Genomic DNA, 20,743 nt, shown 5'->3' with positions numbered 1-20,743 from the left:
CGGAGTTGAGTTCGTTCCGGGATTGGCACAGAATCTCCATCGCCATCCGCCATCATCCGCGCATGTCTGACTCCGCCGCATCCAAGGAACTCGTCTTTGTCTATGGCACGCTGCGCCACGGCGGCTCGAATGCCTTCCGGATGGAGGGTGCGGATTTCGTTAGTCGAGGCCGGGTGGAAGGTAGTCTCTATGTGATCTCATGGTATCCCGGTCTCGTTACTGGTCGGGACCTTGGTTGGGTCAGCGGAGATGTCTTCCGCGTGGGTGCGGATCAGATGCGTGCGCTCGATGAATTCGAGGGACTCGCGGCCGGCGAAATCGAAGGCAGCGAATATCGCCGCGTCCAAGTGCCGGTGTTCCTCGAGGGAATCCCCCACGAGGAAACGATTTGGGCTTGGGTTTACGAATGGAAAGGACCGGTGGACGAGTCGCGCCGCATTGCTTCCGGCGATTGGCTGGACGTCGCGGAACCGGGAGCTGCGTCCGCTTTTTCATGGGTCACCATCTGTATCGCCGCGGCGTTGATGACCCTTTTCGTAGCCTCGGCCATCGGCTTGGATTTTACCCCGGCTCAAACCGGGCGGGCAGGCACCTGGCTTCTGGTCGCCTTCATCTATGGGGCGCCTCTCGTCGGGATCATGGCCGCGGCCCTCGCCAAGCGGCGGCGCGAAGGCTTCAGGCGTCCCCGGGAGATCGCCTCCGGGTTTTGCCAGGTCTGGCTGCTGATCTCGGCATTTCTCGGGCTCGTCGTGGCGATCTCGTAAGTCTCTCCGAATGAGTGGAAAACTCAAATGACCGTGAACGGGATAGACGGCTCCGAATCTCGGCGTAAACCTGTCCCCGATATGAAAAGGTTCTTCTCCGTACTCGCGGCATCTGCCGCGCTTGTTCTTACCGCCTCCGCTCAAAAGGAGGCCGGTTTCGTCTCCATCTTCGATGGCAAGACCCTCGACGGATGGAAGGTCGGTGACAATCCCGGGGCCTTCAAGGTGGAGGACGGTGCGATCGTCGCGAACGGCGATTGCGCGCACCTCTTCTACGCCGGCAAGGAAGGCGAGAAGTTCAAGGATTTCGAACTGCGCCTCGACGTGATGACCAAGCCGAACTCGAACGGTGGCGTCTTTATTTCCTCCGTCTATCAGGAGAAGGGCTGGCCCTCCCACGGCTATGAGGTCCAGGTGAACAACACCCAGTCCGACTGGAAGAAGTCCGGTGGCCTCTACAACTACGTGGATAACAAGGAGCCCTTCAAGGACAACGAGTGGATGAAGTACGTGATCCGCGTCAAGAAGGGCAAGGTCAACGTTAGCGTCAACGGCAAGGATATCGTGAAGGACTACGAGCCGGAAGAAGGCAAGAGCAAGCTGGAGCCGGAAGGCGGCACCTTCGCCATCCAGGCTCATGACAAGGGCAGCACGACCTTGTACAAGAACATTCGCGTCAAGAAGCTCGACTAAGCTAGGTTTGCATCGGGCGGAAGCATCTAGATCCTTCCGCCCGATGTCTTTCAATCCCTACGCACCCTCGCAAGTCCAAGAGGAGCATTTGCCGGAGGCTCCGCGCTCCGGAGGATGGCGGATCGAAGATGGCCGCTTGTGGGCGGAGCGGGATGCATGTCTGCCGATGGTGGATCCCTATTCGGGTGTCCGTGCGGATCGGATGACGATGATGCGGTTGCAGGTCTACCGGCGGGTTCTTTGGCCGCGATTCGCTTTCCTCGGTGGCATTGGAGGATCGATTGGAGCCGCGCTTGTAGGTCTTCCCGAGAGTGTCCAGGTAACTTTCGGGATTGTCGGTGCTGTGGGCTTTATCGCCGGTTTGGCCACCCCGGTTTTGAATCGCGGCATGGACCTCCGGATTTTTGTCACTCACCGCACCCGCTTGAAGCAGCGCTTCTGGGGCTGGACCAGTGCGGGCGTGATCCTTTTCTGGTTTGTCTCCGCATTCATTGCTGTCATCCCGCCGCTGCTGCCCGCCGCTCTTCTGCTGGGCCTCCTGATCCTTCGCTGGGTGAAGCGGCGAATCTTCTACTACCAGCGTGCGGAAGAAACATTCGAGATCGGCGGCCTTCATCCGCATGCCATGGCCGTCCTCATTCAGCAGGCCCACGCGGAGAGTCATCCCCGCTAGCGCAACGCGCCTTGGGAGTGGCGCTTTTTTCGAAGCGCTATAACGCGGGCAGGCTTCCTCCGGGAAGCCTCGGGCGAGGCCTCATGCTGAGATGAATCGAAGAAGATTCAGTAAATCCGTCCTATCCGTGGAATGGGTCGTTCTGGCCCGCAAAAAGAAGCAGGCTTGGTCGGCGGGACAGCTAGGAAGAGCGCTAGGCACCCAAAGAAGCAGCCCCATAAAGAAGCGGCTCGCCGTCCCTCCCCAATGACGCCTCCTTGTGATTGTTGCGGAGACTTCTCTATCACTATATTCCCTCATGATCTCGCGCACGACCAGGCCTCTTCTCGCTCTGCTTCTGATGGCGACCTCCGGTAGAGCCGAGGTCTCGCCGGTCGATATCAAGTTCACCCGGCAGGCAACCACACGCTTGATCTTCGATGATGACCAAACGATCCCGCTCGCGAGCTTGGATCCTTCCAAGGTGGTCGGCTTGGAAGTGATGCATCCGATCACCCGTCGCGGCGCGGGAAAGGCGACGGTCAGCTGTGAAAAGGGCGGCCTGCAGATCGATTCGCCGGCTGCGGCGGATACTACGCTTTGGTTTGGTGGCTTTAATCCCTTCGCTACCTACTCGCTGGAGACCGGCTTCGTCAAAGGAGCGGCTGACGTCGGCTTGGAGTTTCTTCATGAGGAAGGCGGAGTCATGCAAATCATGGCGAGCATCCGTGATGGGGAGTGCGAAGGTGTTTCCTGGAGTCTGGTCAAGGAGGGCAAGGTCCTGTTAGAGGGAAAAGCGAATCCCGAAGCAGTCGGCGAGCTTCGCGGGAAGTTCCGCCTCCTCGTTCAGATGGCGGGCGTCGGCTTCAACGTCTACGTCCAGCAAGGGAGCTTCACGCGCTTGGTGGGACGTGCCGATGTGGTGGCTCACCTGGATCTCCGCAAGCGGGCCGTATTTTCAGCCATGTCCACGCATCTCCGTGTGGCCTCTCAAGAAACAGCCTATGTCACCGTTGGCAAATGTAGCGCGGCGATCACTCCGGGTATGGGCCAGGCGGATATCCGCCCGGTCACGGATGAGGAAGGCACGCCTTTGCTGGAGCAAGGAAGGCTTTGGTTCACCGCGACCGTGCGTGGCGGCGGCCTGCCTCATCCGGCGCAGGGAGTCTTTAGTCTCGATCCCGGGGTCTTCGATCCGCGTTTCGAGGGCATGATCGTTTTCGATCGCGGTGATGGCCTGTTGCGGAATGACCTCGCCTCCCACCTTTTCCTCGATCGTCCTTCGGGCGAGTGGCGTGGCTGGACGACTGGTTTCAGCGCCTATGGGGATCCCGCCAAGAAAGAGAAGAAGGAGATCCTCGCGATCCACAGCAGGAAGGACCCGCGAAGGGGCTTCTCGGTGATGAAAGCCTCGCCGATGGGCTTGGTCGGCGACTACGAGGATCCGCACGGCGTCTTCGACAAGGCTTCCGGAAAGTGGCGGATGCTGCTTTGCCAGAATGTAGGCGGCTACAAGGCTGCGGTCTTCGAGTCGTCCCGTTGGGATGGGGATTTCTCAAGGATCGCCGGACCGGTGGACTCCGACAGCACGGGGACGACCCTCCAGGTGATCGATGGCGTGAGATATGCCTTTTTCGGAAGCGCCGATCGCTCTTTCCACGTTTGTTCCTTCCCCGAGCTCAAGCCGCTGGGAAAACTCGATGTGCAAATGCCGCCCTGGAACGAGCAGGCCAATGCCCGCGTCTGGCCTTGTGTCGTGCCTTTGCCGGAAGGTTACGCGGCACCCTACGTGATGTTCACGTTCGACCGCGCGAACTTCCCCGGTATGGAAGGCCCGAACTGGACCTACGGTGCCATGTATCTCTTCCACGGGCATCCAAAGAAGTAGCGCCACCGGTGGGGACCTTAGGAGATGCTTCCGGAAGGGTGACCTCTCCGATATGTCTCAAGCAAAGCGGCCATGGGTCGCGTGCCGGAAACAAGCGCCTGTTATTTTTCATGTTATAACAGGCGGAACAGGCGGCCGACTTGGGCACTTCGAAGCGGAAGGCAGCAGTGGGGACCACAGAATGATGTCCGGAATGAGCCGCCGCCTTGGCAAGTTCCTTCCATGTGGACTCTTCCTCTCGCAACCGGAACTCGATCAATCCGTCCGCGCCCGGAAAAACCTCGCATCATCCGCCGGCGTGATCCGGTAGGTGACGGTGACAAAGCCGCTCATCGTGGGGTGCGGGACTTGGCTCACCAAGGGAAGCGTGGTCTCGGTCCAAGTGGTCATGTCAGGGGACGAATCCACTTTCACCACCAGAGAAGCGTCATTGTTTCGTCGAGTGAAGGTCCACAGCACGTCTGCTCCCGCACGCTGCATCAGGAGAGCCGGCGCCGAGTCGGCCAAGTCAGGCGAGCCTCCGAAGGCATATTCCGTCCGGTTCGAGCGGCCATCGCCATCAGGGTCTGCCTCCCATGTCGCAGCGCTGGACCACAGATCGTGAGCAGCCGCCCACACCTCATAGGGATCGGTGAGCGAAGCGGGATCTGCCGCGGCGAAGCCCGGCGAGGCGACATCTCCCGGGTCTTCCAAAGACGCCGTCGCTCCATATTTGCCGAGTGTGCTATAGCCGCCCTGCACCGCCGTGCCATTGCGGAACCACGCCCTCGAGCGGCCTGCGACATGGGCCGGGTAATTGGCACGCGCGACTTCCGAGCCGCCGGGCAGGTAAACAATCACCGAGTCGCCATTGCCGAGCCCCCGCATGCTCTCGATGCCGAAGTCCTCGCGGGTGAGGATCTTCACCGAGTCGGGAAGCCCCCAAGCCTGGCGGAAGAGATGAGCTTCATCGTCATCGTCTTCATCGAGGATGATGATCGATTCCCCGGCACCGATCGTAACCGCGCCGAAGACCGCCTGGCCTGCGAGGTCACGGCTGTCATCCCACGAGAAGCCCGCGAGATCGAGCGCCTGAGTGGAGTTGTTGGTGAGCTCCCACCAGTCCCCATTGATCGTGTTGTCCACGTGGTTGCTGCTCGAGAGGATCTCGGTCACCTCGATGTTCACTGCAGGCGCATTCGGGTCCGCTGCCACTTGCTGCTGTGCCACGATTCCTCCCACGGCATTTTCCAGAACCAGCTTCTCACCGTAGGGCGAGAGATGGCCGCTGTAGGGGCCGACAGCGAAACGGTTTTCACTGCCTTTCGGCGAGCTGCCGCGCGAGCGGAAGGAACGGACGTTTGGCGAAACGAAGATCGAGCCGCCCGCGGGAACTACGGTGCCTCCCTTGAAGGTGAAGGAGCCGCCCGCACCTCGCAACAGCCAGTCGCTGATGTCCACCGCGGCCGTGCCGGGATTCACCAGCTCGATGTATTCCTCGTCCTGATTTCCTGTGGGCGGGTTCGCCACCGTTGCGCCAAAGTTGATCGTCGGGTTTGCCACCTGTGCATTCGGGATCCCGGCATTGTTGTTGTTCCCCAGGCCGATGAGCTTTCCGGTATTGTTGACCGAGTGCGTGGTGTAGAAGTGAGTCCGGCGAGGCACCAGGAAGGAGGACTTCAAGGTGGCAAGTCCCTGGGCGGGCGAGATGCCGGGACCAAGACCATAGGCACCATCATTGGGGGGAAGTCCCCAGCGGGCACGGTCGATATCGGCATCTGCCTGGATGAGCGCGCCGAGCGAATCGAAGCGGGCTTCCAGCGGCGAGTTTGCCGCCGGGGTTCCGGGCGCCATCAGATAGCGATCCATCAGCGAGCGGATCCGGCGGAGCAGCATCGCGCGCGTGGTGGGATTCTGGATCACCGCGTCGTAGAGACGGTTGTAGGTGCCTGGTCCGGTGTTCGCGAGACAAGAGGCGGAGCCGTAGAGCGGATGGCTTTTGTTGGCATCCATGGTGGCGTGGACAGTCGTGTTCTCCCAATCGCCTCCGAAGAAGAGCTGCCCGAAGGAAAGATTCAGGTCGAAGGGGATCGGCTGCCACTCGCGGGTGCCATCGCTGTCCCTGTAGACGACCATGTTCGCCCAAACGTCATCGCCCTCTTGTGCGATGCGCGCCACCGCGAGGTAGTTGATCACGGCGGGAAGGTTGAAATTGTCGAACATGTAGAGCGACTTGGACGCCGAGCTGGCGGAAGAGGCGATGCCGCTGCGGAGGGCATAGTAGTCGGAGTAACCTTCCCAGCGGCGGCTCTTCTTCTCAGGATTCGAGGAAGTATTGAGGGTGCCCACTTGCTTGTAGAGCGCCCCGCGAGGATCGAGACCCATGGTCTCGATCAATTCGCTGTCCGCCGAGTAGGTGTGGAAGGCGAGGTGCCAATTTTGGCCATTCATTGTCACCCGCACCGGGAAATGAAGGGAGCCGGCATTTCCGGAATCGCGGTGCATCCAGAGCTGGAGATTCTGCCGCAAATAGCTCGGATCGTTGTACTCGGAGTTCAGGTTCAACTCGCGCTGTGCGGGGTAGTCCGGAGACCATTCGAAGTCACGGCCCGGATTGAAGTCCACGCGGTGCGAGCGCTTCATGAGGTAGCGCGAAGTGGTACCCTTGATCCGGATCAGGACGTTGTCGTAGAGCTTGCCGTTGCCGAAGAATGCGCCGCGCGCACCTGCGTCCGAGTCGATGCCGGTCTGGTTGGTCGTCGTGGGGAACGTGTAGCCGGGAACGAAGATCTGGTAGACTGGCAGCGCTTGTCCGGCAGGACTGCCGCCCACCACGGTTCCTTCGTAGAGAGGGAGGGGGACATTCGTGTTCGTGTTCACCGGCCAGCGGGAGATGAGGCCGTTGCTAGTCAGCGAGACCTTCCACCGGACCATCTGCCCCGCGAGGGTGGTCGGAATCACGGCTCCCCACACGCGGTCGCCAGCGGCACCATCCCCATGCAGGCCGTCATCGGCGAAGACGGTCTGGGATTCGGCGCCGTGCAGAAAGCGGAAGCGGAGCGCCGGCGGGGAAGAGAGCACGGTCTCGGGAGAGATGCGGATCGTGACCGTGACGGGCTCGCCCGCCTGGGGGATTTCGGGAGTGGCCTTGACCTCCTCGATGGCTGCGCCGGAATAAACGACGCCGCTCGTTGCTGCGGTGGGGGTAGGTGTCAGGTAGCGCCAGGCGGCGCGACCGTCGGAAGGCTTGGCCCCGGCCAGCAATCCGAAGGAGATATTCGCTTCCTGCCGCGGGTAGTTGTAGGCGTGAGCCGGATTTCCCGAGGGATCGAAGAGGGCAAGATACCCAGGCTCCGCGGAAAGCTTGAAGTTGGTGTGAAGCGTGCCGGTGGCGGCGGCACGATCCTTGCCGGAGGCGAAGACGATCTTCCGCTCGCCCGGCCGCAGTATGAGCGAGGGCAAAGTCCAGCGTTTCGGCCGCGCAGGATCATCGGTCAGTGTCCACCCCGCCATGTTCACGTCGGAGCTGCCCGGATTCACCAGTTCGATCCAGTCCGGGGTGTCGAAGTCCTCGTCGGTCAGGCCTCCGGCATTTTGCGTGAGGAACTCCGCGATCGCGAGCTGTGGCGTCGGAAGAACCGGCGCGAAGAGCGAAGACCAGCCGGCTGGCTGGGCGGCGATTTCATTCAAGCCTGCGATTCCGTGGGTGGAAACCCAGCTGAAATGAACGTCCCCTTGAGGCGGGGAAGAAAAGGTGAAGCGGTAGTTTCTCGCATCGATGACCTCGATGCCGGTGGCAGGAATGCCATTCACCAGCAGGTCCGTGGCATCCACCCCAGCGACCGGTACCGAAAATTTCACATCCGCCGAGCTCAGCGAGGTCACGCTTTGCCCCGGCAGCGGCACCGTGTCCGCGACGTAGGGAAAGGTCACCGACTCCACGCCGAATTGGAAGATGGCTGCCATCTCCCCGGCGCTGGCTTCGTGATTGAAGAGTGCCACTTCATCGATGCTACCGGTGAAGTTGTGGTTCGCCCCGTTCATCCGCGTGCCGATGTTCAGCGGAGAGAAGGCGGCATTCGAGATGTTGGCCCCCAGCGTATCAAGGGAGACCGTGGTGGCGACAGGAAGCCCGTCGACATAGATCTTCACGCCCGAGCCACTACTAGATCCATCGTAGGTGAAGGCCACGTGGTGCCATTGGTTGTCCAAGACCGGCACGCTGGCATTCACCTGAATGGCGCTGGCAGGGTAGTCGTTGGCCAGCCAAACGGTCACGCTCTGGCTATCGGCACCATTTACCGTAGTGCCGACATGAAGTTCCCATCCTTGCGGCCCCTCCGACTGCACCATATCCCCGACTACGGCGCTGTCCTGTGCGCCTCCCTTGATCCACGCCGTGGCAGAGAAGGGCTGGTGTCTTTCGAAATCGATGCCCGTTCCAGCGGCGAGCCAATTCCCTTCCGCCAGGTCAGCCGCCGCAGTGCTTTCCGGCGCTGCCACCGAGTTCTGATATGTGGGAGCCGCGCCCCAGGTGGCCGGATAGCTGGCGGTTTCCTCCGCCGACGACGAGTCGAGCTTCCAATGCGCGACCAAACTCGCGTGAGTGGACGCGGGTACAAGCAAAGACAGGGCAAACAGCAAACGGGGGTTCATCCGTGCAAACAGGGTCTACCGGTGAAACTTGTACCGGGGAATGCCACTAGGAAATAGAAATCCCCCGGTCCTCGCTTGGGTATTTCAACGTAAAAATCATGACGATTTCGCCATGGTGGCAGGCAAAAAAAGAACCCCGGGCCGGCAATCCGACCCGGGGTTGAGATGATCTGGAATGGATCAGTAGGTCTTCAGCCAAGCGATCACATCTGCCACATCCTGCGCGCTAAGCCCCAGCTGGTCGGCATTCAGCATCAAGGAACGGCCCATGCCGCGCATGCCAGCGATGCGGTCGCGGGGTACCATCTGGGTCAGACCGCCTTGCGTGGTGACGATCACCGGGTCGCCGTTCGAGCGGACGAGGCCATCGATCCAGCGGTTATCCTTCAGGTTGATCGCCGTGCCGTCGAAGCCGTGGGCGATTTCCGCCGAGGGGTCGACGATCGCCTTGGCCGCCATCTCAGCGCCCTGACGGGAGACCCAGCCTTTCAGGTCGGGACCGTAGGAAGGGCCGACCCCCTCGAGCTGGTGGCACATCACGCAGCGCTGCGCGGTGGCTTTGCCCTTGGTTGCGTCACCCTTGAGCTTCGTCACATCTGCCACGGTGAAGTTGGTCTTCTCCGGCTTGCCCGGGAAGATGGCTTCGGTGAGGACGATCTTGTCCGGGTCGTAGATGCCGCGCTTCTTCAGCTCATCCTGCATGCCGAACTTCGCCCAAGCCCCGGTTCCACGCATGAAGAGCCAGTTCATTGCTTCCGCCTTCACGGCGGCGTTATCCGTTCCCGCGACATCAAAGAGAGCGTCCGCGGCCGCCCGGTCATCGATGAAAGAGAGGGATTCGCAGGCGAACTTCCGGGCGTCGTCGTTCAAGGCGCTGTCCAAGGCGCGGGCCTTCAGATCCGCGATCGCGGCGGATGGCCAGAGGCGCCAGGTCAGCTTCGCGAAAGCATCGTTCCAGCTCTTCGCATCGCCCGGGGAGAGCGCGGACTTCAGGGCGGTCCAGACTTCATTCTCCTGGTTCTCGGCGGCGAGACCGATCGATTCGAGGTAGTTCTTGTCCTTGCCATCCCAGCCCTTGGCGACGGTCACCAGGATCGGTGCGCTCTTGTCGGCTGGCTGTCCACGCAGGGAAAGTGCCACGTCGCGGCGCACGGCGGGAGATGGATCGGACGCCAGCTTCTCGGCGTAGGGAAGGATGTCCTTGCCCGCCCGCTTCAGAGCCTTGTAGGCGACCAGTCGCTGGCGCGTGTCCTTCGCGGAAAGCAATTCCTTGCAAGCTTCTTCACCCTTGGTGCCGAGGTAAGGCAAGAGCCAGATGCCGCGTGCTGAGATCCACGGGTCCTTGTCCTTGGTTACTTCGAGCAGGGCCGGAAGCGCCGCTTCACCCTTTGCCTTCAGGCCTTCAAAGCCGGTCCAGCGAACATTGATTGCGGGGCTTTTGAGTGCAGTCACGCAGCCGGGGATCGTATTGAGATCCACCTTCGGATTGCGCGGGCGGAAGTTCTTCGGAGCGACGCGATAGATGGTGCCGGAGCAGGATTCATCCATGTCGCCGTGGCCACCCACGCGCGGGTCGAACCAGTCCGTGACATAAACTGCACCATCAGCACCGACTGCGACATCGGAGGGACGGAAGAGCATCGGGCTGCCGTCTTCGCGATTCTCCTCCTTCTTGGATCCACCGGTGAAGTCCGCACCATCGAACTCGCCGGTGGTGTTGCTGGTCATCCAGTCGGTACGATCCATCTTGTAGGTCGCGCCCTGCGGCTCCGGCTGGTAGCCGAAGATCACGTTCCGTGCCGCTTCACAGCTCAGCAGGGTGCCCGCTTGCTTCGGTCCCAACGCGCCGTTCTCGTAGAAGACGATACCGGTCGGCGAACCACCGCCGTAAATGTCGCCGACATCGAAAGTGCCGGGATCATCCTGACGCCAGTGATTGCGGCCATGGTCTTGGTTCGGACGCTTCACGGTGCGATAGAACTTGCCCTCGCGCGTGAAGTAACCGGCAGAGCCATACTCAAGCACGTAAGACGTGCGGCAGGCGGGCGGATCGTCGTTGTCGTTCTGGAAAAGTTCGCCGAGCGAGGTGGTGCAGTGCTCGAAGCTATTGCGATAGCCGTGACCGATGATCTCGGCATTCGTGCCGTCCGGATTCATGCGAACGGAGAAACCGGCGGTCCACATGAAGCCGTCATCGCTCTTCTTGCCGGCCAATTCGCGGGTGTTCACGAACCAGTCACCGCCACCATCCTTGTAGTAGTCGCCGCCCATGCGGAAGGTCTTTCCCGACTTGTCGGTGAACTCCGCGCCGCAGTTGCCATTGTTGAAGTACCACTTGCCGTCCGGACCGCCGGTCACGGAGTGAAGCGAGTGATCGTGGTTCCGGGCGTTGAATCCGGTCAGCAGGACCTCACGCTTGTCCACCGCGGGATCGAACACCAGGTCGCGGTTCACGTCGGTGTATTTGATCAGATCAGGCGGTTGGGAAACGATTACCACATTGTCGAAGACACCGACACCGAGCGGGGCGACGAGTCCCTTCTCCTGGACGAAGGTGTGAGACTTATCGGCCTTGCCATCGCCATTGGTGTCCTGAAGCACCACGATGCGATCACCGTCCGGACGGCGACCATTGTGGCCGCGGTAGTTCACCCCTTCGGCAACCCAGATCCGACCCTCGGCGTCGATGTCCATGTTGGTCGGATTGTAGAGGTCGGGAGTGGAGGCCCACACGGTCACCTCCAGGCCTTCCGGCACGTGGAAATGATTGGCAGCCACCTTATCAGCGGGTTTCGGGGCTTTCCACTCGTCTGCCATCACGGGAGTGAGGCAGGCGACGAGGAGGATAGAGGCTCGGGTCTTCATAACGTGCGCAGGATACGGATCTCGGAAGGCATTCCTACCCGGAAACTTGAGTAGGTTCAATTTCCCCATTTTGGGTGGGTTTTTGACGGAATTCCGGGGTTTTGCTCGGCCTTACCACTTTAGGTGAGGGCAACCATTCATGGATAGCCACGAAAAAAAATCCCGGGTATCCGCCAAGAAATGACCGGTCCACCCGATGTGTTAGGTGGAACCCGCTTGGAGGCCGGGTGGCGAAAACCACCCCCTTCAGCCGGGCCTTGCCGGGACCGTCGGAATCCTTCCACCCCAAACCGACGCCTCCCGGCGTCTTCCCCTCCCAACTCCTCCATGAATCCTCATCCCTTCCCAGGAAGAGCGCTGCGATTTGCCTGCCTCCTCCTTTTCCCCGCGGGTCTCCACGCCGCCAGCGATGTCACGATATCCACGGCCGCTACCGCCGGCGGCTCTTTTTCCGGAACGAATCCGAAAACTTTCACTCCGGTCGATGCCGCGGCTTTCGTCCAAGCAAGTTCGATTCAGACGGAGTTGAACGCTGGCAATAGCGTCACGCTGGAAACGGCAAGCCCGGCCGCGGGCAATGGCGATATCACGGTGACCACGGCCGTCACCAAGTTTTCGGGCGCGAACCCCGCTTCAGTGACCTTCAACGCCGTTCGCGACATCACGATCAGTTCCGCGCTCGCTGCCAACACCGGCAATCTTCCGCTGACCTTGAATGCAGGCCGAAAGATCACCACAAGCGCGAGCATCTCGACCAATGGTGGTGCGGTGCTGCTCGCTCCGGTGCAGGAGATGCTGCTGGGCGGTAGTATCAGTTCGGGCACAGGCGCAGTGACATTGCAGTCCGGGACCCTGCGCTCGGCGACCTTCCAAACGATCACGGCTTCGGGCTTCACCGTTTCGGCAGGCTCGGCACTGCGTCTTCAGGGAACGGTTGTCGCGCCGCTCACGGTTGCGGGAAGCATTTCTCCGGCAGCGCCGGGAAGCACCGGTGCCCTTCAGGTGAATGGATCGATGACCTTGCAAGCCGGGTCATCAACCTCCATCGAGCTCGGCGGGACCAGCGTTGGTAGCACCTACGATAAGATCACCTCCACCGGTGCGGTGACCATTGCGGGAAGCTTGCAGGTCGATCTTGTAAACAACTTCCACGACACCGTCGCCGGTAGCTCGGTCTTCACGGTCATCCAGGGAAGCAGTGTCACAGGGACCTTCACCGGTCTCCCGAATGGATCGCGTTACACCTTGTCGAATGATCGTGGCTCCTTTCGGGTGAATTACACGGCGACCACCGTGACGCTCGATGACTGGCAGCCGGTCGTTACCAGCCTGGCGTGGGATCCAGGCACGGCTGAAGCGGGTACCGCCATCTTCTCGAACACGAATACCCGCGCCGGGCGCCATTACTTCAGGATCACGACGCAATCGAGTGACATCGGTGGCTGGCGCTCGCGTCTTGCGGTGAGTTCCGGTGAGGCTGCTCTCTACCTCTCCAAGACCACGCTTCCCACGATGAGCAGCAGCACCCACAACTCGGTGCAGACGGGATCGGACGGCTTGGTGCTGCGCGATGACCAGTTCGCAGCGAATGAGGAGTGGTATCTCATGGTCTTCGCCACGGAGGGCGCGCAATGGAGCTTGGTCAGTGGCAAGCCTTACGTGCATGAGCTTGGAGCGCTTCCCTTCACGGATGGGAATGCCAACGGGCAATATGACATCGGAGAAGGGGTAGCTCCGCAGGAGGCCCCGGCGATGGCAATGCCCCCGGAAGGCGTGCGCTTTTATAAATCCACGATTCCGGTTGGCGCGCCGGCGTGGAGCCTGTGGCTCGGTGGTAGTAACCGTGAAATCGCGCTTCGTTCGAACAAGCTGCCCTTCCACAACCACTCGAACAACTATACCCGCAAGCAAGCGGCGAAGATGCTGATGGTGCCGCCCGTCTTTGGCGTCGGGACGAGCACTTGGTTTGTCAGCGTGGTCGCACCGATGGGCGAGGTCGTTGGCTTGGATTCGCGGATCCAAACCGTTAGCGATCTCGCTTATAACGGAAGCGTCAACAACGTCGCGGTTACTGGCGCGCCATATCGTGTCTATCGCGTGCAGGTTCCCGTGGACCAGATCGCCTGGGACATTAGCGCCACGGCTTTGGCGGGTGATCCGAATGTTTGTGTGAGAAAGGGCAATGTTCCTGCGGAGTTTGATAACGAAGCCTTTTCCGCAGCACCGGGAAGCGCGACCGAAGGGATCACGCTGGTGCCGAACTATCTCACGGATGGCACTTGGTACATCACCACTTGGAGCGATGCCGCCTATACCTTCAATTTGAAGAACGGGGATCCGGTCATCACGCCGATTTCGTTCACCGATGTGGAAGTGAATGATCAGCCCACCCGTTCAGGCTGGCGTTTCTTCGCGCTGACCGACGTGCCTTCCCAGGTTGGCGCGCTCGGCTGGGAGCTGCAGCTTTCCAACCACGTGCCTGGATCGCAACTCGCCCTGCGCCGGAACAAGGTTCCTAGCCGCTGGCAGAAACGCGAAGGCGGCAGCGCTTCGGCTGTAGATACGAACTCGACGTATATAGATGAATCGAGCACCACGGGACTCATCCAGCGCGTGAACCATCAGGCGGATGTCTGGTACGTAGGTGTATTTTTGCCCCATCAACCCTTGGGGACGTTCACCCTCAACGTGCATCCGATCACGCCGCCGACCCTTGCGCCGGAAAGCTCCACCTCGGTGACAGGGATCGAGCCTCTCAAGTGGCGCTACTATCGGGTGGATATCCCGGCTGGCGTGCAAGGCTGGGACCTGCGCTTGGCCAATGCCAACGGTGGCAACTGCGCGCTGGTGGTGAGGCGGGATTTGCTCCCCTTCAATACGAGCACGAACAACGGTGCGAGCAGCGGCTGGGGGCCGCAGGCCGACCCGGTGTGGCCAAGCGGCCACCAATGGGCCGGTGGGACGGATTGGACCGGACGGCTCTATGATCTCCCGGCATCCCCGCGGCGTGACATGAACGACCGCATCGTGGCCGCTGCGAACCGTCCGCTTGTTCCCGGCACTTATTACATCGGGATCTACAATGACGGAAACGACCCGATCAACGGGACCTCGAACCAAGCCGCTTCGATGACCTTGGAGAGCCGTGGCATTGGTAGCGGCCTCACGATTCCGATCAATAACCTGCCCTTCACTCCGGGCAGCAGCGTAGACATCCCGAACCTTGCACGACGGGAAGCCGCTTACTTCAAGGTCACGATTCCGCCCAATACTCCGAGCTGGGAATTCACCCTCAGCCCTACGGCCGGAGAAGTGCTTGCCGCAGTAAGGCGCGAAACGATCCCTGATTTCTTCGCGGGCTATAGCGGCAACATGCAGGAGCTTTCGAACACAGCCTCGCGCGAAGTGAAAGTTCAGAAGACCGGTGCGGAGCGCTACCTCCTGCTGCCGGACAATAACCAGACCGCCATCACCGCAGGTGACTACTACATCTCGGTGGTAAGCGAGGGCGTCAATCCTACCGGGTCGAATGTGATCGGATCCGGTAATAGCAGCGCCATCCTCACGAATCTTGGACCGCTCGCCGTGCAGGATCTCGGCGCTGCGAGTGCTTCGGGAATCATTCAGCCGGTCAGCTTGGCGGGTGCCCAGGTAAAGGCTTATCAGTTCACGATTCCTTCCGGGACTGCGAGTCTTGAGGTGCGCCTGGACAATCGTGTGGGAAATCCGCAGCTCACGTTGATTTCCGGCACCCGTGTGCCGCAGCCGGATTCCTCCGCTTATGAATACGGAACGGGCGGCGGCCAGACTTCCGTGCCTGCGGGCTCGATCGGTCGCATCATGGAGGATGATCTTCTCACGCTCCCGAATCCTCCCGCCGGGACCTACACCGTGACGGTAAGGGCCGACGAATCTGCAGGTTGGCCAGATGCCAGCGCGAACCTTGCCATCATGGCGAATGCACCGGTGCTGCTTGCTTTCAATGCCGGAAACGCAGCGGTGACCAATCAGGCCGCCACATCCTGGCGCTACTTCCAAGTCACGGTGCCGGAAGGGATCATGGGATGGGATCTTCGCCTTACGAACATCGTCAGCGGAAATCCGAAGATGGTGGTCCGCCGCGATCAACTGCCATTCAATACCAGCACGAACAACGGTGCGAGCAGTTCGTGGGGACCTTCGGGTGAAACCACTTGGCCATCCGGCTATCAATGGGCAGGTGGGGTCGATTGGACAGGCCGCACCTTCAATACTTCCACTACTCCCCGGCGTGCCATCGGGGATCGTCTTGTGGCAGCAGCGAACCGGCCCTTGGTTCCCGGCACTTACTTCGTCGGTGTCTACAATGAGTCCGGAAGCGATCCGATCACGGGTACTGCGAACATGCCCGCTGCTTACAGCATCGAAAGCCGCGGCATCGGCGACGGCCAGGCGATCACGATCGGCGAGGTGTCCTTTGCCGAAGGCTCGTCGGTTTCCGCGACCGAACTGACCTCGCGCGAGGCAGCTTACTTCAAGGTGACCGTGCCGCCGAATACCCCGCGTTGGGAGTTCACGCTTAGCCCCACGGCGGGCGAGGCGATGCTGGCAGTTCGCCGGGGAGCTATCCCGGATTTCAATACCGGCTATAGTGGGAACATCCAGGAGGCCAGTGGCAGCATGCAGATGGAAACGCAGCGACCGGGGAGCGAGCGTTATTCCCTGCTCCCGGATAACAACCAGGACTTCATAACCCCGGGCAACTACTACATCGGGATCATCAGTGAAGGGGTGAATCCGCCGGCTTCCAACGTGCTGGGAAGCGGTAATAGCAATGCCACCTTCACGAGCCTCGGTTCCCCAGCGGTGGAGGATCTCGGTGCCGTCAGCCTCGACGGGCTCAAGAAGGAGATCTCGCTCGCAGGTGCGCAGGTGAAGACTTACCGTTTCACGGTTCCCGCTGGAACTTCGAGCATGGAAGTCCGTTTGGAGGACCGCACGGGGAATCCTCAGATGGCATTCATGTCGGGGCCCCGCGTACCGCAGCCCGATTCCTCTGCCTATGACTATGGCACCGGTGGGGGCCAGATTTCGACCCTTAGCGGAGGACTTGCGCGTCAGACCGGTGGCAGCTTGGTGAATGTGATCAGCCCGCCAGCCGGGACTTGCACCCTCACGGTCCGGGCGGATGAGGCGGGCAGTGCTTGGCCGAATGCGACGGCGAAACTCGTGATTCAGGCCCAAGCTCCCGAGACGATTCCAAATGGTGCAGGAACGATCAATGTCACCGATCATCCCTCGACCACGTGGAAGTTCTATCAGGTGACCATTCCGGCCGGCATTGAGGGTTGGGATCTCCGCTTGAAAGACATCACCGGTGGAAATCCCCAGATGGTAGTGCGTCGCGATCAGTTGCCCAGTTCGACGGGAACCAATAACGGGGCCTCGTCCTCTTGGGGCCCATCTTCCTCCGCAACCTGGCCATCCGGCTACCAGTGGGGAGCCGGGACGGATTGGACCGGCAGGACCTATGATACCGCCGCTTCAAATCGTCGTGGAGTGGATGATCGGATCGTGGCTGCGATGGGGCGCCCGCTTGAGCCGGGCAACTATTTCATCGGGATCTACAACGATGGTTCGGATCCTATCAACAATACTTCGGGACAGAAGAGCGCCTACACGATTGAAAGCCGCTTTATCGGCGATGGCCAAGCGATCCCGGTCGGTGCGCTCGGCTTTGCTTCCGGCAGCAATGTGAACGTCCAGAATCTCGCCGCGCGCGAGGCGGCTTATTTCAAGGTGACCGTGCCTGCAAATACGCCCAGTTGGGAATTCACCTATGCAGCGACTTCCGGCGAGATGATGCTCGCCGCCCGCCGTGGAGCCATCCCGGATTGCCTCGCGGTCTACAACGGTGACATGCAGGACGATTACAGCCGCCAGGCAAAGCTGCAGAAAGCCGGGGCGGAACGTTACGTGCTCTTGCCGTCCAATAATCAGAATAACGTTCTGGCTGGCGACTACTACATCGCAGTCGTCTCCGAAGGGGTGAACCCTCCTTCAAGTCAGGTGATCGGCACGGGCAACAGCACAGGCACTTTGGCGAGCAATGGATCGATTCCGGTAACCAATCTCGGCACCGCCAGTCTGGCTCCGATCAATCATGCGGTCAGTCTCTCGGGCGGCCAGGTGAAGGGCTACCAGTTCACCGTGCCACAGGGTGTGGTTAGCTTGGAACTGCAATTAAACAACCGCACGGGCAATCCACGGATGGCTCTCATGTCCGGGAATCGTCTTCCTTTCCCGGATACCTCCGTGAATGACTATGCGACCGGTGGCGGCCAATCGTCCACACCTGCCGGTGGTGCGGCACGCGTGATCGCCGATTCGATTATCACGGTGCCGAATCCTCCCGCCGGAACCTACAGCCTGACCCTCCGTGCGGATGATCTTTCCAGCACCTACCCGGATGCGACAGGGGATCTGACGATCGTGGCCAAGTCGCGGGGCGTGCTGAACTTTGCTTCCAGCCTGAACGGGAACGGCTTCTCGCACTCCGATACGAAGCAACTCGGAGATGCCCAGAAGCAGTTCTACGAAATTCAGGTCCCCGCCACGCTTTCGGGACAACCGGTGCTTGGCTGGCAGGTGAAGATGAATCATGGCCAAGGGGACACGACCCTGCGCATTTACAAGCAATGGGGGAATCCGGGTAATGGTGTCACCATCACCGGAAATACCGGCCTTATCGTGCCGCCATTCCTCACCTTCAACGAGACTTGGTACATCGAAGTCACGGCGACCGGCGTCACCCAATACACCATCACCAGCCATCCGGTAACCTTGGAGCGGCCCGCGTGGCAGATGCCGGCAGGGCACAACTTCACCTTCGGGGACAGCGGCAACGACAGCTCCGGTAATCCTTTGCCCGGCGACCGCGGCGTCGATATCGGTCAGGATGATTGGCACTTCTATGCCATCGATGTTCCGGTGGGGAACTCGGGCCTGCTCCGTACGGAGCTTCGCGCTATCAGCGGCAACCCCGATCTTTATATCCGCGAGGACGGCGTGCCGACTACGGATCACGACACGAATGGTGCGGAATCGGGCGGAGATGCTCTGGTTCACCGGAAGATGGAGGACAGCGGTTCCGAGTATGGAAACTGGGTGCCCTTCGATGGCCGCACCGAGCGAAATCTGCGACCGGGCCGCTGGTATTTCGGCGTGAAGGCAAAGGGTGGAAGCAATGCCCGCTACCGGCTCATCGCGTCCACCGGTCAAGTCACGGACCTTGACCTGGCGAACGCGAATGTCGGCAACCAGACCCTGATCGGCCGCGATTGGCGCTACTACCGTTTCACCGTGCCGGTCGATGCTCCGGCGAACTGGAGTCTTGGGTTCACGCAGCAGGTGGGCGATGTGGTGATGTGGCTGCGGGATAGCGTGCCCTCCGGCCAAAACAGCGGCACCAGCACCAGCTCGATCGAATCGTGGGCTGCAGATAACAAGAATCAGGGGCCTTACGAGACCAATGGGCACGATGCTCCGGCGACCTATCCCTTCAATACGCCGCCGCTCCGTCCGGGACATACCTACTATGCTGGCTTCCGCGCGAACACCGATGCCACCTTCAGCGTGACCAGTACGAGCAGCGGGACGATCGCGGCTGCGACGCCTGTGAGCTTCTACAACGGGGTGATCGATACGACTGTCCCCGCGGCAAGCAATGTTCTCTATAAGATCGTGGCTCCCGCGGATGGCACGCGCCTGAAGTGGACCACCACGCATCCGGCCACGGTTCAGCTTCGCCTTGAGCAGGGAACCCTTCCCGGGACAAGCGGTGGGCAGCACTACAACAGCAGCTCGGCGAACAGCAGCTTCAACCAGCCGCTGACCACGACCTCCTGGCCCTGGCAGCCTGCTCAGACCTACTACCTGCGGATCGTGAACAATGGTGCCGGTCCTGCAAACGTCCTGATCAATATTTCCGGTCAGAACGCCGGGACCGAAGATGAGGACGGGGATGGCCTGCTGGATGCATGGGAACGCACCTACTTCAACGGCAGCATCAGCACCTACAATGGGACGCATGACCCGGACGGTGACGGTGTGACGAATGCGGTGGAGTTTGCCGATGGCACGATCCCGAATGACATCAACTCGGCGAAATACTTCCTCACCGTGAATGCGAACTTCGGCACCGTGGCGAAATCGCCGGAGCTGCCGAAGTATGATCGTGGCACTGTGGTGACCCTCACGCCGACAGCGAATGCGGGGCTGATCTTCACCGGCTGGACGGGTGGTGTGACCGGCACGGAGAATCCGCTGCTGCTCACGATGATGGCGAACAAGACGATCAACGCGGGCTTCGGAACCAGCTTGCCCGTGGCACTGGATAACAACCTCTCCTACAATACCGCAGGGGATGGCATCTGGACCGGTCAGATCGTGACCAGCTTCGACGGTGTCGATGCGGCCCAGAGCGCGCCGATCGCCCACGGCCAACAGAGCTGGATGGAGACCACGGTGAATGGTTCCGGTCAACTTGGCTTCGCATGGAAGGTCTCCTCGCAGGCGGGGGACTATCTCGAGTTCTACATCGACGGGGTGCTTCAGAGCGGACGTATCACCGGCAACGTCGATTGGGTCCAAAAGTCCTATGCGATTCCTGCCGGAGTTCACACGCTGCGCTGGCGCTACGTGAAGGATGCCAGCGGTAGCTCCGCTGCGGACGCGGGATGGGTTGATAGTGTTTCGTGGGTGCCTGCGCTCAGCGGTTACAATCTGTGGCTCGCCGATCATTTCACGGAGCAGGAGATCGGCGATCCGGCGATCGTCGGCGCAGATGCGGACCCCGATGGCGACGGCACTCCGAATGTTCTCGAATATGCCTTCGGTTTGGATCCCGCCGGCGGTGTCGATGATTCCCAGTTTGGCGAGGTTATCCCCGAGGTCGTGAAAGCGGGCGGCAAAGACCGGCTGCGCCTGCGCTTCAGCCTGCCGCATCCCGTGCCGACAGACATCCGCTACGAGATTGAAGTCTCTGATGATCTCGGCACCTGGATAGAAGTGGCGGAGCAGGTGAATGGCGCGGGATGGACGGGCACGGCCACCTCGACTGAGGACGCGCCTGCCTCCGGACGCCGCCAGGTCCGTATCACGGATTCCGGAACCACGGCGCCGGCCGGCAAACGCCTGGGCCGGGTCAAAGTGACCCTTCAGTAGCTCTTGGACAGGTAGGTTCCCCGGTCTTCCGCAAGGAGGGCC

At 60.8% G+C, this 20,743-nt stretch carries 7 protein-coding genes; 5 read left to right on the top strand and 2 right to left on the bottom strand.

Translation table 11 applies throughout. The features are described 5' to 3' along the window. Positions 1–62 precede the first annotated feature (62 nt). The 4 genes from HHL09_RS05705 (at position 63) to HHL09_RS05690 (ending at position 3,997) form a co-directional block, all read left to right on the top strand. On the top strand, positions 63–764 hold the full coding sequence (locus HHL09_RS05705; RefSeq protein ID WP_169453598.1) for a gamma-glutamylcyclotransferase family protein: 702 nt from the start codon (positions 63–65) through the stop codon (positions 762–764). 81 nt (positions 765–845) lie between these two features. Beyond that, complete coding sequence (locus tag HHL09_RS05700) at positions 846–1,457, top strand: 3-keto-disaccharide hydrolase (protein WP_169453596.1); 612 nt, start codon at positions 846–848, stop codon at positions 1,455–1,457. A 43-nt stretch (positions 1,458–1,500) separates the two neighbouring features. Then, positions 1,501–2,130: a hypothetical protein gene (locus HHL09_RS05695; protein WP_169453595.1), complete on the top strand. Its 630-nt coding sequence runs from the start codon at positions 1,501–1,503 to the stop codon at positions 2,128–2,130. A gap of 298 nt (positions 2,131–2,428) precedes the next feature. Beyond that, positions 2,429–3,997 carry a hypothetical protein gene (locus HHL09_RS05690; RefSeq protein WP_169453593.1) on the top strand — a complete coding sequence of 523 codons (1,569 nt, stop codon included), beginning with the start codon at positions 2,429–2,431 and terminating at the stop codon, positions 3,995–3,997. A 255-nt stretch (positions 3,998–4,252) separates the two neighbouring features. Here the strand turns inward: HHL09_RS05690 and HHL09_RS05685 are convergent, their stop codons facing one another. Together HHL09_RS05685 and HHL09_RS05680 are read right to left on the bottom strand one after the other, a co-directional pair. After that, positions 4,253–8,632, bottom strand: a complete 4,380-nt coding sequence (locus tag HHL09_RS05685) for a lamin tail domain-containing protein (protein WP_169453591.1) — start codon at positions 8,630–8,632, stop codon at positions 4,253–4,255. Positions 8,633–8,812: 180 nt separating this feature from the next. Next, complete coding sequence (locus HHL09_RS05680) at positions 8,813–11,497, bottom strand: PVC-type heme-binding CxxCH protein (protein ID WP_240963738.1); 2,685 nt, start codon at positions 11,495–11,497, stop codon at positions 8,813–8,815. Between the two features lie 327 nt (positions 11,498–11,824). On the opposite strand from HHL09_RS05680, the gene HHL09_RS05675 reads away from it, so the two are divergent. Beyond that, entirely contained in the window at positions 11,825–20,701 is an 8,877-nt protein-coding gene (locus HHL09_RS05675; protein WP_169453588.1) for an InlB B-repeat-containing protein, read from the top strand. Positions 20,702–20,743 lie beyond the last annotated feature (42 nt).

Source organism: Luteolibacter luteus (assembly GCF_012913485.1).
GTDB classification, from domain to species: domain Bacteria; phylum Verrucomicrobiota; class Verrucomicrobiia; order Verrucomicrobiales; family Akkermansiaceae; genus Haloferula; species Haloferula lutea.
This window is presented reverse-complemented; position numbering and strand designations above follow the sequence as displayed.

Excerpts from the sequence above, each read along its gene's own strand:
- HHL09_RS05705 (WP_169453598.1), top strand. The coding sequence starts at position 63 with ATGTCTGACTCCGCCGCATCCAAGGAACTCGTCTTTGTCTATGGCACG.
- HHL09_RS05700 (WP_169453596.1), top strand. The coding sequence starts at position 846 with ATGAAAAGGTTCTTCTCCGTACTCGCGGCATCTGCCGCGCTTGTTCTT.
- HHL09_RS05695 (WP_169453595.1), top strand. The coding sequence starts at position 1,501 with ATGTCTTTCAATCCCTACGCACCCTCGCAAGTCCAAGAGGAGCATTTG.
- HHL09_RS05690 (WP_169453593.1), top strand. The coding sequence starts at position 2,429 with ATGATCTCGCGCACGACCAGGCCTCTTCTCGCTCTGCTTCTGATGGCG.
- HHL09_RS05685 (WP_169453591.1), bottom strand. The coding sequence starts at position 8,632 with ATGAACCCCCGTTTGCTGTTTGCCCTGTCTTTGCTTGTACCCGCGTCC.
- HHL09_RS05680 (WP_240963738.1), bottom strand. The coding sequence starts at position 11,497 with ATGAAGACCCGAGCCTCTATCCTCCTCGTCGCCTGCCTCACTCCCGTG.
- HHL09_RS05675 (WP_169453588.1), top strand. The coding sequence starts at position 11,825 with ATGAATCCTCATCCCTTCCCAGGAAGAGCGCTGCGATTTGCCTGCCTC.